Annotated in this window: 13 protein-coding genes; 4 read left to right on the plus strand and 9 right to left on the minus strand. The window is 60.8% G+C overall.

Annotation, left to right across the window (positions count from 1 at the left end; translation table 11 throughout):
- Positions 1–13: 13 nt before the first annotated feature.
- The 9 genes from DRB19_RS01830 to DRB19_RS01870 form a co-directional block, all read right to left on the minus strand.
- Complete coding sequence (locus DRB19_RS01830) at positions 14–1,402, minus strand: FAD-binding oxidoreductase (RefSeq protein ID WP_114184320.1); 1,389 nt, start codon at positions 1,400–1,402, stop codon at positions 14–16.
- Complete coding sequence (locus DRB19_RS01835) at positions 1,399–3,606, minus strand: alpha-ketoacid dehydrogenase subunit alpha/beta (protein ID WP_114184321.1); 2,208 nt, start codon at positions 3,604–3,606, stop codon at positions 1,399–1,401. The genes DRB19_RS01830 and DRB19_RS01835 overlap by 4 nt, the downstream gene beginning before the upstream one ends.
- Before the next feature lie 10 nt (positions 3,607–3,616).
- The gene (locus DRB19_RS01840; RefSeq protein ID WP_245439229.1) at positions 3,617–4,375 is read right to left on the minus strand and encodes an SDR family NAD(P)-dependent oxidoreductase; all 759 of its coding nucleotides are present in this window, start codon (positions 4,373–4,375) and stop codon (positions 3,617–3,619) included.
- Positions 4,372–5,169, minus strand: coding sequence for a shikimate dehydrogenase family protein (locus DRB19_RS01845; protein ID WP_114184323.1), 798 nt, complete (start codon positions 5,167–5,169; stop codon positions 4,372–4,374). The genes DRB19_RS01840 and DRB19_RS01845 overlap by 4 nt, the downstream gene beginning before the upstream one ends.
- 4 nt (positions 5,170–5,173) lie before the next feature.
- Positions 5,174–6,607 (minus strand): aldehyde dehydrogenase family protein, encoded by a 1,434-nt coding sequence (locus DRB19_RS01850; RefSeq protein WP_114184324.1) that lies wholly within the window; start codon positions 6,605–6,607, stop codon positions 5,174–5,176.
- A 14-nt stretch (positions 6,608–6,621) separates the two neighbouring features.
- Complete coding sequence (locus DRB19_RS01855; protein ID WP_114184325.1) at positions 6,622–7,326, minus strand: ABC transporter ATP-binding protein; 705 nt, start codon at positions 7,324–7,326, stop codon at positions 6,622–6,624.
- The gene (locus DRB19_RS01860) at positions 7,310–9,145 is read right to left on the minus strand and encodes a branched-chain amino acid ABC transporter ATP-binding protein/permease (RefSeq protein ID WP_114184326.1); all 1,836 of its coding nucleotides are present in this window, start codon (positions 9,143–9,145) and stop codon (positions 7,310–7,312) included. The genes DRB19_RS01855 and DRB19_RS01860 overlap by 17 nt, the downstream gene beginning before the upstream one ends.
- 4 nt (positions 9,146–9,149) lie before the next feature.
- Positions 9,150–10,022 carry a branched-chain amino acid ABC transporter permease gene (locus tag DRB19_RS01865; RefSeq protein ID WP_114184327.1) on the minus strand — a complete coding sequence of 291 codons (873 nt, stop codon included), beginning with the start codon at positions 10,020–10,022 and terminating at the stop codon, positions 9,150–9,152.
- A 91-nt stretch (positions 10,023–10,113) separates the two neighbouring features.
- Complete coding sequence (locus tag DRB19_RS01870; protein ID WP_114184328.1) at positions 10,114–11,328, minus strand: ABC transporter substrate-binding protein; 1,215 nt, start codon at positions 11,326–11,328, stop codon at positions 10,114–10,116.
- Positions 11,329–11,549: 221 nt separating this feature from the next.
- Between DRB19_RS01870 and DRB19_RS01875 the strand changes: the two genes are divergently transcribed.
- From DRB19_RS01875 to DRB19_RS01890, 4 genes are read left to right on the plus strand one after another with little or no spacing between them, the layout of a single operon-like run.
- Positions 11,550–12,533 (plus strand): NAD(P)H-quinone oxidoreductase, encoded by a 984-nt coding sequence (locus DRB19_RS01875; RefSeq protein ID WP_174799908.1) that lies wholly within the window; start codon positions 11,550–11,552, stop codon positions 12,531–12,533.
- Positions 12,530–13,300 (plus strand): SDR family oxidoreductase, encoded by a 771-nt coding sequence (locus tag DRB19_RS01880; RefSeq protein ID WP_114184330.1) that lies wholly within the window; start codon positions 12,530–12,532, stop codon positions 13,298–13,300. Before DRB19_RS01875 ends, DRB19_RS01880 begins: the two co-directional genes overlap by 4 nt.
- Before the next feature lie 20 nt (positions 13,301–13,320).
- Positions 13,321–14,058 carry an SDR family NAD(P)-dependent oxidoreductase gene (locus DRB19_RS01885; RefSeq protein WP_114184331.1) on the plus strand — a complete coding sequence of 246 codons (738 nt, stop codon included), beginning with the start codon at positions 13,321–13,323 and terminating at the stop codon, positions 14,056–14,058.
- Between the two features lie 41 nt (positions 14,059–14,099).
- Positions 14,100–14,819 (plus strand): FadR/GntR family transcriptional regulator, encoded by a 720-nt coding sequence (locus tag DRB19_RS01890; protein WP_114184332.1) that lies wholly within the window; start codon positions 14,100–14,102, stop codon positions 14,817–14,819.
- Positions 14,820–14,842 lie beyond the last annotated feature (23 nt).

Raw genomic sequence — 14,842 nt, forward strand, 5'->3', positions numbered from 1 at the left:
GCCGATGCGATAGTCAGGGCGAGAGCACCTTGCCTGGATTGAGAAGTCCTTGCGGATCGAGAGCAAGCTTGAGCTTTCGGGCAAGCTCCATTTCCACCGAGGAGCGATACCTTACCAGCTCACCGACACGATACTGCCCGATCCCATGTTCCGCCGAGATGCTGCCGCCATGGGACGCAACAACGTCGTGCACGATACGATTGACGGCGCCAGCATCGTGACCGTCCTCGATCAGAACGTTGTAGTGAATGTTCCCGTCACCCAAGTGTCCGAAGGCGTTCACCCGGGTTCCGGGCACTTCATCAGCGAGGGCTTTGCCAACATCGACCAGGAACAGTGGAACGGCTGTGAGCGGCACGGAGACGTCATGCTTGACGCTTTTGCCCTCTCTCGCTTCGGATTCCGTCACGTGCTCGCGCAGGGCCCACAACTGCGCCGCCTGTGCGCCGGATTCGGCAATGACTCCGTCAAGGGCGATCTCACGCTCAAAAGCGGAGCCGAGCATCGCCTCGGCAGCCTCGCGCAGCCCAGCCAGACTGGACGCCGCCTCGATGAGCACAAACCACTCGCCCTCGGCGATCGGAGGCTTCAGGCCAGCATGTCTCGCGACGAGATCGAGTGATGTCCGGGAAATCAGCTCAAAGGCGGTTATTTGATCGCCCAAATCATCCTGGGCGAGCCCGAAAAGCGTCAAAGCCGCGTCTGGGTCAGGCACTGACAGCAGGGCAGTGACGGAGTGCTTGGGCCTTGGAAGCAGTCTCAGGACCGCCGCCGTTACAACTCCAAGCGTACCCTCGCTACCGATGAAGAGTTGCTTCCAGTCGTAGCCAGCATTGTCCTTGCGCAACCTGCGCAAGCCGTTGGCGATCGTGCCATCGGGTAGCACAACCTCAAGGCCAAGGACGAGATTGCGGGTCATTCCGTAGCGCAGCACATTCACGCCGCCGGCATTGGCCGCAACAACGCCTCCGATCGTAGCCGACCCCTCGGCCGCCAGGCTGATGGGAAGCAGGCGGCCTGCCGTGGAGGCGGCATCCTGCGCAACTTTCAGAATGCAGCCTGCCTCGGCTTCGATTGTCATACCGATAGGATCGACATTCCGGATCGCCGCCATGCGGTTGAGCGATAAAACGACCTGGGTGCCTGATGCATCCGGAACGGCGCCGCCCGCCAATCCGGTATTTCCGCCTTGTGGTACGATCGGAACTCCGGCCTCGCGACAGATCCGCACGACTTGTGCAACTTGCTCCGTCGAATTCGGGCGGACCACGCAGGCAGGCTTGCCGGGAAAGAGCTTGCGCCAATCAACCGCATACGATTCCAGATCACGCCAATCGGTGATTACGCCGGCGGGGCCGAGATAGCTTTGCAGGCGATCGGCAAGATCGGACGACGTGCTCATCTGAAAGCCTCGTTGAGACGCGCTCCATCGACGGGAGTCCCTTTGGCCGCCATGGCAAGAGCAAGACCTTGGGCGACTTCCCGGCTTCCGGCGAAAGCCGCTCGCTCAAGAACCTTGGAAATGGTGGGAGAAGCCTCCCGACCATGCACGCGCTGAACCGGCTGATCGAGCCAATCCAGGTAGCGCCGTTGGATTTCGTCCGCGAGCATCGCCCCGTAGGACGTGCCGACGGATCCTTGCTCGGCGATGACAACGTTGTTTGTCCGACGAATGCTGTTACCGATCGTTTCCCAGTCGATGGAGGTGCGGTCGAGAGTCCGCAAATCGATGACTTCGGCATCGACCCCAAGTCTCTCCACGGCTTCAAGGGAGCGCGTCACCATGGCCGAATAGGTGAGTACGGTCAGGTCTCGTCCGGAACGGGCAACGCGAGCTTTCCCCAGCGGGACGACATAATCGAGATCATCGGCCGGCAGAGCGCCCATCGTCTGATAGAGGTCGACATGCTCGATTACCAGAATAGGATCGCGGCACTGCAAGGCTGCGTTCATGAGGCCCACATAATCATGAGGCGTGGATGGTGCGATGATGCGCCAGCCAGGTGAACTGGCGAACATGCCCGCAGGATCGAGCGAGTGCTGTGAGCCGTAACCCGTACCCATGGCGATCTTGGTGCGTAGAACCAACGGCACGTTGGTGTCGCCGCCGAACATATGGCGGGCCTTGCCGATCTGGTTGAAGACCTGGTCTGCCGCCACCCACATGAAGTCCGGATACATGAATTCAATGATCGGCCGGTAGCGGCCATCCATGGCCATTCCGCCGGCCAACCCAGTAAAGGCGGCCTCGCTGATCGGGGTTCCCAGTACACGTCCGGGAAAAGCGTCGGCAAGGCCTCGGGTTGCTCCGTTGGTGCCGCCTTTCAGCCGGTGAATATCCTCTCCCATGACCACAAGGGAGGGATCGGTCTCGAAACGTCGGTGCAGAACGTCGGCAATCGCGTCCACGAACTTCCGCTCTTTGGTGGGTCCGTAATACGCATCGCTCTCCACGATCCTCACGGTGTTCCAATCCGGCAGATCGCCCCTGATACCTACGTCGACAAAGGCAGCGTCGGGCCACATGTCAGGCCGGATGCGCCGCGAATTTCCATGAGCTTCGACAAGGCGTTCCGCCAAACGCGTCATGACCGTCTTACACCGGTCGCGGAGGTCGGACACATCAGCATCGCTGACAAGATTGCGCCTGACCATCTCGTCAGCCGTGCGCTTGAGCGGGTCACGGGCGCGCCAGGCGACCTCCTCCTCCTTGCTGCGATAACCGAAAGCAGAGCCAGGCAGGGGGCCGTTCTGGTGGAAGAAACGATAAACCTCAGCCTCGATCAGCGCAGGACCCTTGCCTTCTCGCAGGAGCGCCAGGGCCTCCTGGGTTGCAAGATGGACCGCCAGCGGATCCATGCCGTCGACGCGCCATGACGGGATGCCGAACCCGCAACCCCGCCCGGAGAGACGGGCCTCACGCGTAACTTCCTCGACCCTGGTTGCAACGGCGTACAGGTTATTCTCGACGAAAAACAACATCGGCAGAGACCAAGCCGCCGCAAGATTCATCGTTTCAAGGGCCGCGCCAATATTGACGGCGCCGTCCCCGAAATACGTTATGGCGACGTCGCCTGTTTCGGCCATCTTGTGGGCCATGGCCGCGCCCGCCGCGAGCGGCACGCCGCCTCCCACGATTGCATTGGTGCCGAGCGCCCCAGCCTCGGCCCAGCGCAAATGCATGGAGCCGCCTCGGCCGTGCCCGAAGCCTGGCTCAAGGCCGAGGATTTCGGCCAGGGTCTGGTGAAGCACCTGCTCGACCTCGGGTGAGATGTCCGCCTTCGGATCCAGGTGCGGCGCTACATAAGCCAGAGCCTTCGCCAAGAATTGATGGTGACCACGGTGTGAGCCGTTGACCTGATCGCTCGCGCGTAGGCCGACAATGGACGCGACAGCGCCGCCTTCCTGTCCGATGGAGGAATGGGCGGGGCCATGTACGAGTCCTTCCCCTGCCAGGTCGAGAACCGTCTCCTCAAAAGCCCGGATGAGATGCATCTGCGTGAGCATTTCGCCGAGCAGAGCCGGATCCGCCTTGTCCCAATCCTCACGGGTGGTGCGCAGTTCAATCCAGGGCGCTGCGGTTTCTAGCCTCGTCCGTTCCGGCATGGAGGTTCTCCTAAACGTACCCGTATGCGGTCCAGCCGCCGTCGATTCCGATGATCTGTCCCGTGATGGGACCCGAAGCATCTGAGGCCAGGAAAGCCGCGACCTCGGCCACTTCCCGCGTTTCGATAAGACGTCCAATAGGTGTGCGCTTCTCAAGAGCCGCAATATCCAGCCGCCCGCGCGCCTGAAGGTCGTCTACAAACGGGGTGCGGACATAACCTGGCGCAATTGCGTTCACGCGAATTCCATATTGCGCCCATTCGACGGCAAGCGCCTTGGTCATCGCCGACACGCCGCTCTTTGAAACCACATAGCCCAGTCTCTCGGGCGCCGCGACAACGCCGTAAATTGAGGAGGTCAGGATGATGTGTCCTTGCCCTCGCGGAATCATTCGCCGGCCCGCCTCCTGAGCCGTCAAGAAGACACCGTCGAGGTTTACGCCCATGACTCGCCGCCAGCCCTCGAAATCGAGATCCAGCGTTGGGCAGTTTTGCGAAACTCCGGCGTTCGCGAACACCACATCCACAGGACCGAACGTTTCCTCGGCCACATCGAAGGCTTGCTTCACATCAGAGGGTTCAGTGACGCTACCCGAGGCGACTGCCACGTTCTCCATATTTCGGGCAGCCTCTGGGTTCTGGTCCAAGACGATGACCCGAGCACCACGGGAGGCGAACATCCGGGTGATCTCAAGGCCGATCCCCGATGCCCCGCCCGTGATAAGGGCGCATCGTCCCTCAAGGCTGCTCAAGGGCCGCTCCAGTGTCACGGAATCATCCTCATGAACTTGGCCATCAATTCGAGCTGGCAGGTGAGCATCGGCCGACCGGGATGTGTCCGGCATCCCCTCTCCTTCGCGGCGGCCAGAAGGGCCGTCGTTTCAGGCTGCATGATGATTTCTGCAACAACCTGACTAGACGAAAGACCATTCACGTCGAGGGGTAGAGGATCACCTTCCCTCAGCCCTAGAGAGGTCGCGTTGACGACGATTTCATGCCCTGACGGATCGGGTGACCCTATCTCGACCGAAACTGCGGGATAGTGCTTCGCGAGCCGCTGCCGCAGGTCCTCGGACTTGCTTCGTGTACGGTTCGCGACGGTGAGGCGCGACACTCCTGCTTGCGCCAAGGCAAACGCGATCGCGTTGGCGGCTCCTCCGGCGCCCGCCAGGTAGACGCTCCGTTCGCGCGGCTCGACTCCGCCCTGCCGGAGGCCCGCCACGAAGCCTGCGCCGTCCAGCATTTCGCCCACGAGGCTGCCATCGTCCTCGCGCCTCACTGTATTGACGGCTCCAATGGCCTGGGCTTGCTCGCTGACTTCGTCACAGAGGTCCACTATGGCGGTTTTGTGCGGAACCGTGACGACAAAACCCTTCAGGTTGTGCATGGACCTCAGACCAGCCACCAGGGAGTCGAGGCCCCCCGATCCCACATGAAACGGGATCATGACTCCGTCGACGCCGTGCTCCTCCATCAACGCATTCAAGGCCTGAGGGGTTTTCACGTGATGGATCGGGTCCGCCAGGATACCCCAGATAGCCGTACGGCCTGTAGTCTCTGCCATTACGTCACCCGAGCGTGTAGGCGATCTTCACCGCCGTATAGAACTCACGCGCATACGCACCTTGCTCGCGCGGGCCGTAGGAGGAGCCCTTTCGTCCACCAAACGGCGTATGATAATCGACTCCCGCGGTGGGAAGGTTCACCATCACCATCCCCGCGCTGGAGCGCTTCTTGAAATCCCCTGCATATTTGAGGGACGTTGTGCAGATGCCCGAGGACAACCCAAACTCCGTGTCATTGGCGACCGCTACGGCCTCTTCGTAGTCACGGACACGGATGACTGTCGCAACAGGCCCGAAGATCTCCTCCCGGTTGACCCGCATATCGTTCGTGGTCTCAGTCAGGAGAGCAGGAGTCATGTAGTGGCCGGGGGTCTCCCGATCGATTGCCTCGCCTCCGATGACGACCTTCGCGCCTTCTTTTCGACCAATTTCCACATAGCTGATATCCTGCTCGAGCTGCGAACGGCTGACCACGGGGCCGATATCGGTGCCAGGCTTGAGAGCGTTATCTACCTTCAAGCCTGCAACGCGTTCCTTCAGGGCTTCCACAAAGCGATCATGGATTCCCTCCTGGACAATCAGGCGGGAAGACGCAGTGCACCGTTGCCCCGTCGAGAAAAAGGCGCCATTCACGGCGCACTCGACAGCGATCTTTAGATCCGCGTCGTCCAGCACCACGAGCGGGTTCTTGCCGCCCATTTCAAGTTGGATCTTGGCGCCGCGCGCCACCAGATCCCCCGCGAGACGACGCCCGACCGGGACCGACCCCGTGAAGCTTAAAGCTCGAACGAGAGGCGACTTGACGATGGCGTTGCCGACTTGAGAGCCGGACCCCATCACAAGGTTGAACACTCCCGACGGTACGCCGGCGCGCGAGATGATTTCGGACAAAGCCCAGGCGGATCCCGGCACGAGATCAGCCGGCTTGAAGACCACGCAGTTTCCGTAAGCGAGCGCGGGAGCGATCTTCCATGCAGGAATCGCGATGGGAAAATTCCATGGGGTGATCAGACCAACGACGCCCTCGGGTTCACGGACGATCTCGACATCGACACCAGACCGGACAGAGGCCAAACGATCGCCCGTCAGCCGGAGAGCTTCGCCGGCGAAGAACTTGAAGACCCGTCCGGCCCTGACGACCTCGCCGATCCCCTCGGGCAGGGTCTTGCCCTCCTCCAGAGAGAGAAGGCGACCAAGTTCGTTCTTCCGGGCCAGCCGCTCGGTGCCGATCTGGTCAATAATGTCGGATCGAACCTCCGGGCTCGAAGCCGCCCAGGTCGGAAAGGCCGCGTGAGCAGCCGCGATTGCGGCTTCGGTTTGAGAAGCATCAGCCGAGGCATACTCGCCGACCACATCGTCGAGGTTGGACGGATTGATATTGAGGTTCGTGGCGACGCCTTCGACCCATTCTCCGCCGATATAGTTCCGGTGCAGCATTTGCGTCCTGTTAGTTATATTCCGAGATATGCTGTCTTGATGTGAGGATCGGATAGGAGACCGGCTCCGGTGTTCTCCATAGCGATCCGGCCGTTCTCGATGACATAGGCCCGCTGAGCAATCTTGAGGGCGTGGAAGGCCTTCTGCTCGACTAGGAGCACCGTCGTGCCCATCTGGCAGATGCGGTCGACGATGCCGAACATCTGCTGCACGATGAGAGGCGCAAGACCGAGCGATGGCTCGTCGAGCATGAGAAGCTTGGGCGAGGCCATGAGACCGCGGGCGATCGCCACCATCTGCTGCTCACCGCCGGAGAGTGAACCGGCCAACTGATCGAGCCTTTCTCTCACGCGCGGGAAGATGCTGAGCACTTCCTCGAAGCGTTTCGACGCGCCCTCTCGCGCATTGGGGTGGTAGCAGCCCATCATGACGTTGTCGCGGACGGTCATGACCGGAAAGAGCTGACGCGCTTCCGGCACCATGATGAGGCCGCGTCCGACGATGTCGGCAGGATCACGCCGGTCGATGCGCTCGCCATCAAACAGAATCTCGCCGCTCACCGGCTTGACCAGTCCGGAAATGGTTCGCAGCAGCGTCGTCTTTCCGGCTCCGTTGGAGCCGATGATGGTGACGACCTCTCCACGGCCGATCTCGATTGAAATATCCTGAAGGATGACCGTGCGGCCGTAGCCGGCTGTTACGTTAGATACCTTGAGCATCAACGAAGTCCTCTCCGAGATAGGCCTCAATCACCCGCCTGTCTTTCACAACTTCCTGCGGATTGCCCTGCGCAATCACACGTCCGGAGTCGATGACCACGATACGATCCGACAGGCTCATGATCGCCTGCATGTTGTGTTCGATCGCGATGACCGTGACGCCGGTGTCGCGGATTGTGCGAACGAGATTGACCATCTTCTGCGTATCCGACTGGCTCTGGCCTGCCATCACCTCGTCGAGGAGGAGGATCGAAGGTTCGGTCGCCAAGGTTCTGGCAACCTCAAGGCGCTTAAGGCCGCCGATCGGGAGATTGCGAGCTTCCACGTCCTTGATGTCGTCAAGACCCACGAGCCGTGCGACGCGAAGCGCTGCCGCCCGTGCATCGTCGACCTTCGGGTGGCGCATGAATGCGCCGACCATGATGTTCTCTAGCACCGTCAGCTTTCCGAAGGGCTGAACGATTTGGAACGTCCGTCCAACGCCAAGCCGCGCGAACTCATCTGCCGAGGTTGGGCTTGTCATGGACCCATCAGGGCCTACAATGCCGACCGTACCCGATGTCGGCTGCAGGAAGCCGGAGATCTGACTGAAGAGCGTCGTTTTGCCGGCGCCGTTGGGCCCAATGATCCCGAGGATTTCGCCGCGAAGGAGGGTGACCGAGACATTATCGGTTGCCGTTAGTCCGCCGAACTTCATCACGAGGTTCTTCGCTTCGAGGATTGGCTTTACCGGCTCTCCCGTGATCGGACGCTGTGCGGGCGCCTCGCGACCGTCGTCACGGCGTCCGCCACCTGGAAGGCGATCGATCCAGCCTCCCACGCGGTTCCCGAAGGTTCCGACGAGCCCACCCGGCAATGTCAGGGTGATGATGACCAGGACGGTGCCATAGACGAATCCATGCAGGCCGTTGGCTGATGCGCCAAGCCAGCCACGGGCGAGTTCGGCAATCGGAACCACCAGAACGGTACCAAGAAGCGGGCCGACAACCGTTCCGAGGCCACCGATCAGCGAGAACATGGCGATCTCGATGGAGGTGGCCAGCGAGAACATGGTCGCTGGCTCCAGGAACGTCATGTACATAGCGTGGAAGGAGCCGACAAGGGACGTCAAGGCGGCCGAGATCATCACGGCCTTGAGCTTGACGTTCGTATTGTTGACGCCGGCCGCCAATGCTGCGTCCTCACGCTCGCGAACCGCCGTTAGATAAAAGCCGAGGCGTGAGTTGCGGATCGCCCAGGAGACGATCAGCGTCAGCAGAAGCAGGCCGAAGGCGATGTAAAGGTAGTTGAACTTGTCCTCGAAGATCATCCACGCCCAGCCGAGGTTGAGCGGCACGATAAGACCTGCCGCCCCGCCGGTTACGCCAGTGAAGTGGATGGAGAGAAGGCGCACCACCTCAAGAAAGGCGATCGTCGCCAGAGAGAAGAACGGGCCTCGCAGACGGAAGCACGGATAACCGATGCCGATGCCGACAAGGGCCGACAGCGCGGCGCCAGCCCACATTCCCAGCCAAGGGCTAATGCCGAAGTGCTGGATCAGAAGCGCAGTCGTATAGCCGCCGATGCCGTAGAACACCGTATGGCCAAGCGAAAGCTGACCCGCATATCCGCCCACAATATTCCAGGCCGTCGAGAGGGCCGCAAATACGCAGATTGTCACGAAGACGTGCACGACAAAGGGGGAGTCAATCACCGCCGGCACGATGAGGATGAGCGACAGCGCCAGAAGCGCGCAGTACACCCGCGGGTTTGCCAGCTGGGTCAGGAAACTTGAGCGTTTTTGGCTCGTTGCAGCGGACGAAATGGCTTTTGCGGTCATGATTTCACTCCGTGCCGCGGCCGAAGCCGAAAAGGCCCGTCGGCTTGAAAATCAAGATGAGAATAAAGATCGCGAAGTAGACCACTTCCTTGAGGTCTGGAGCAATGTAATAGCCCGAGAGGCTATCCACGATCCCGATGATCATCGCGCCGGCGAAAGCCCCGTAGATGCTGCGCATCCCACCCAGCACCACGACCACAAAGGCTGTTAGGACAAAATAGGTGCCGATGGTTGGCGTCACAGGGTAAAGCGGGATCAAGAGCGCGCTCGCCAGACCGACGCAGGCGGCCCCAAGCCCGAAGGTAAAGACGTAGACCCGATCGACTCTGACACCCATGAGAAGGGCCGCATTGCGGTTTTGGGCCGTTGCGCGAATGGCCCGCCCTAGCGCCGTCGTCTGCATGAAGAAGTGCAGTCCAGCCACGAGAACCACGGCACAGATAAACATAACGATCTGGCCAACCAACATGGTGTTGCCGCCAACCGAGATTGCCTGCCGTGCGCTCGGAACGGTCAGGGAGTAGAGATCCGCCCCGAATACCAGGAGGGCGAGGTTCACGAGCGCTGTCGACAGGCCGACGGTGGCGAAAATCTGGATATGCTCGTCTGCGCCAAGAAGCGGCTGAATAATGAAGCGCTGCACCAGTGCTCCAAGCACGAAGAGCAGGATCACGACCGGGACGATGGACACATACGGGTTCAGGCCGAGATGAGTTCCCAGAAGATAGACGGCGTACATACCGACCATCAGGAATTCGCCATGGGCGAAATTAACCACCCGGACGATGCCGAAGATCAGGGTCAGGCCGACACTGATGATCGCATACATGCTGCCCAGCAGAATGCCGTTGAGAATAAGTTGTACGAGAACGTCCATCCAGGAACTCCAGGACGAGCAGGAATGGCTAGAGGATGAAAGGGCGATCTCCGGACGGTGCTTCCGCCGGAGATCGCAAGTCTGACGGAGGTCAGTTCGAGCCGACGCCGGTTTTCAGCTTGGCGACAGCGGCCTCGGGCGGGAACACGGTCACGAGTTCGCCACCCTGCCATTGCATGAGGAACGGACTGACGCGGGTATTTTGACCCTTCTCGTCGAACTTCACGCCCCAGCCGGTGGCGGTTTTGCCGAGCGGCACATCCACTTTCAAAAGGCTCTCGCGAATCGTATCGGCTTTAAGATCCTTCGAAGCTGCCATCGCATCGAGGAATACGTTCGCACCCATGTAGTTGGTGAGGCTATGCCCGGAGCGCGGCGCGATGCCGTACTTCGCCTGATACTTCTTTACGAATTCGTCGATACCCGGGGCTGCCTGGGGGTTCGTGCGGTATTGCGGGAAATCGACGTTGAGAGCGCCTTCGATGTTTTCATTACCGACAGCCTGGGCGGTGTCGCGGGTCGAGTAGCCTCCGCCCGCTCCGATCACTGCCTTCGGCTTGAAGCCCTGGTCCTTCATCTGGCGGAAGAACAGGACCGTGTCGTTTTGGTAGGAGGTCTGCAGAACCACATCGACGCCAGCGGACTTGAGACGCAGGATCACCGGCGTCAGGTCCACCGACTTCGCCGAATAGGGCAGCGTCTCGACGAGGTTCAGGCCCTTCTCCTTGGCGCGGGTCTGCTGAAATGCGGACACCGTCTGTCCGTAGAGGGAATCCTCATGGATGATGCCGATTTTAAGGGTCTTTGGATCCAGATTAAGCGCAGGCGCAACCGCCTCGACCACCGAATCCACCATCCGGTTAGCGAAGTCCTTGGAGGTCGGGTTTGTGCGGAAGACGTATTTCAAACCGCGTTCCGTGATGGGATCGGAAATCGCACCCAGCTCGAAATATGGGACGCCTGCCAACTGAGCAACCTGGGTGGCGGCAATCGCGAGCGACGAGGAGTAGGTTCCGAAGATTGCCGAGACCTTTTCCACTGACGTGAGGCGCCGCGCTTCGCCAACGGCCTGGTTAGGATCGACTGCGTCACCACGGACCAGTTCGATCTTTTTGCCGTTCAATCCGCCAGCGGCGTTGCGCTCCTCGACGGCGATCTCCAGTCCGCGGAAGCTCTCATCGCCCAGCAGAGCGAGGCCGCCAGAGAACGGGTAGAGGGCCCCAACCTTAACAGCCTGTTGAGCGGAAGCCTGGGAGGCGCCCAGCGCCAAGCCGGTGGCAAGAGCCACCTTCACAAACAATCTCATCGTTTCCTCCTGAGATCCCTTCCAATTGGGATCGCGTTCCGAGCAGCGCCGCAAAGCACGCCGACCGGCACGTTCGTCCGGCGGTCAGATAGTTGCAGATAACCAAGTTGCCTGACAAGTAGGAAATTGCTAATCCTAAGGTCGAGCATGACGGCGGGGACAACCGGCTGCAATCAGCTCTCCTGAAGGAGGAAATTCTTTTGACGACACTTCCCGACACAATGCGCCAGATCCGCTTCGAAGGAGCAGGCGGACCCGAGGTCATCAGATTGGAATTAGCGGCGACTCCACAACCTGGCCCAGGGCAAGTGCTCATCGAGGTTGCGGCGGCCGGCGTGAACCGGCCCGACTGTCTGCAACGCGCTGGCGGCTATCCCCCTCCCCCTGGAGCAACCAATGTCCCAGGCCTTGAGGTATCCGGCCGGATCGTCGCTGTTGGGAATGATGCCAACGGCCTGAACGTAGGAGATGAAGTCTGCGCTTTGGTGGCAAGCGGTGGCTATGCCGAATATTGCGTCGCTGACTCGGCTCTCTGCCTTCCGGTTCCAAGCCCTTTGTCCCTGCTCGAAGCGGCCGGAGTCCCCGAAACCTATTTCACGGTCTACGACAATGTCTTCACGCGAGGACGATTGGCGGCTGGCGAAACGCTCCTGGTGCATGGGGGCTCAAGCGGAATCGGCTCCACCGCCATTCAGCTGGCCAAACAGGCGGGAGCGACCGTCTACGCAACCGCCGGATCGCCGGACAAATGTGATTTCTGCCGCTCTCTTGGCGCTGACGTCGCCATCGACTACCGCTCGAAGGACTTTGTTGAGGAAGTCCGGCAACTCACGGGTGGCCGAGGCGTCGACGTAGTCCTCGACATGGTTGGCGGCCCCTATATTGCACGCAACCTATCGATCCTGGCCTTCGAGGGTCGGCTCGTTCAGATCGCCTTCCTCCAGTCGAGCAAGGTCGAGTTCGACTTCATGCCTGTCATGCTCCGCCGACTGACGATTACCGGCTCGACCCTGCGCCCGCGGTCCGTCGAACTCAAGGCCAAAATTGCCGATGCGCTGCGCCAAAACGTGTGGCCCCTCCTCGAAAAGGGAGCTGTCAGGCCCGTAATTCATGCCACCTTCCCTCTCGAACAGGCTCGGGAGGCTCATCAATTGATGGAGTCGAGCGCGCACCAGGGCAAGATCATGCTGGAGATCCGCAAGTGAGTTCCCATGCCGGGCACGTAGCCTTGATCACTGGCGCGGGGCGCGGTATCGGGCGCGCCATTGCGGATGCTCATGCGGCGGCGGGCGCTCGCGTAGCTTATGTCGACTACGAACCCGCTCTTGCCGAGGAGGCCGCCGCCGCGGCTCGCGAACGCGGCTGCGAGGCGATTGCTCTTTCGGCCGACGTCGCAGACGATGAAGCAGTGGGCCTCGCCTGCCGCCGCGCCGCCGAGGCCCTGGGAACCATCGATATTCTCGTCAACAATGCCGGGATCTCGCCGAAGTCTGGAGCCGATGGGCGACGTGCTCAGGCTTGGGAGATGAGCCCTGCGGAATGGCGCCGTGTTCTCGATGTCAACCTGACGGGCGCGTTCAACTGCATGCAGGCCGTTGTCCCCGGCATGCGCGAGATCGGCCGGGGCCGGATTGTCAGCCTCTCGTCAGTCGCAGGAAAAACCTACTGCGATATCGTGGGTGTCCACTATGCGGCCTCGAAGGCGGCATTGATCGGCTTCACAAAGCATCTTGCAGGGGAACTCGGTCCCTACGGGATCACGATTAACGCGGTTGCGCCTGGCCGCATCGATACACCTCTGGTGCGCGGCACCGCACCTGAGGCCAATGAGGCAGCCCGTCTGGCGACGCCGCTGCGCCGGCTCGGAAGCCCAGAGGACGTGGCGAATACATGCCTTTTCCTCACATCCGACGCGTCCGGCTTCGTCACCGGTCAGGTCTGCGACGTCGCAGGCGGCTGGCTGCTCACCTGAGAAATGGATCAAGCGCAACGATGTTCGACTTCTCGGGCAAAACCTTGTTTCTCACCGGCGCGAACGGCAGCATCAGCCGGGCTATCGCACAGCTCTTCTTTGATCTTGGGGCGACATGCGTTCTGACGGATCTTGATGAGGCCGGCGTCACAGCATTTGCGCTTGAGCTCGACTCGTCAGGTCAGCGAGCGATAGGTCTTCGACAGGACGCAGCCGTCTCGGCCGATGCGGACAAATGTCTTGCGACTGCCAAGGAGCGCTTCGGCGCGATCGACTTCTTGGTTACCGGCGCAGGCCTCTATCGGGATCAGATGGTTCGCGACATGTCGGACGAGCAATGGCGTCAAGCGATCGACGTCAATCTGTCTGGCGTGTTCTACACCTGCCGCGCAGCCATTCCGGCCCTGACCGACGGTGGAGCCATTGTGAATATTGCGTCGATGGCGGGACACCGGGGCAGCTACATGCATTCGCACTACGCTGCCGCCAAGGGTGCGGTGCTGACCTTCTCGCGCTCGCTTGCGCTGGAGCTCGCCCCACGGGTGCGCGTCAATGCTGTGTCACCAGGACTGATCGAAGGGCCGATGGTGCAGCCGCTGCTCGCGGCGCGTCCGGACCTGATCGACCAGACGCCTCTGAAGCGCCTTGGCACTCCGGGGGAAGTCGCCCGCCTCGTCACCTTCCTGTGCTCCGATTGGGCAAGCTTCATCACAGGCGAAACCGTGCATGTGAATGGCGGCCTCTATATCGGCAGCTGAGGTGCAGAGGACCCGAGAGCCACAGTTAGGAAGAACCTCCAATGGCAACACACTCACGCGGTATAATCGATCGGGCCCCCTCACTGGCCGACACCGTTGCTGTGCGCCTGCGGGAGGAGATCGTATCGGGACGGCTACGCCCCGGCGAGAAACTGCCAACCGAGCAGCAGATATCTGAAACCTACGGGGTAAGCAGGCCCACCGTCCGCGAGGCGATCGGACGATTGAAGCATGACGGTCTTGTGATCACCCGGCAGGGCGCTGGCGCGTTTGTTGCCGATCCCGGTGCTGTTTCCGTGTTCCGCCTCGATATTGCGGATTTTTCCAACAGGGAGGAGATCAGAAACATCGTCGAGCTTCTGATGGCCGTGGAGGCGAGCGCCACCGAGCATGCTGCTGTGCGGAGGACCGAAGCGGATTTGAAGGCTATTCAGACCCAGCTCGATGCCATGCAGCAGGCGATCATTAGAGGAGAGTCTGGCGTCGACGAAGACCTTGCCTTTCATCGAGCGATCATCGAAGCCACCAGCAACCCATTCTTTCGCGACATGTCGGATTTTCTGGACAGACGTGTACGCAACTTCATCCGAACCGCCCGGACCAATACGGCCCGCCTGGCAGGCCTCACCGACGCTGTGCAAGCAGAACACCAAGCTATCTTCAATGCCATTGAACGCCGTGATGCCGGCGGCGCCCGGAACGCCGCCGAGACACATCTTAAGAACGCTGCTCAACGACTAGCCCTCTATCTCAATCCATGAGGGTCGATCCAGCCCGCCGAGAT

Origin of the sequence: Microvirga aerophila (assembly GCF_003332305.1) — a bacterium.
Lineage (GTDB): Bacteria > Pseudomonadota > Alphaproteobacteria > Rhizobiales > Beijerinckiaceae > Microvirga > Microvirga aerophila.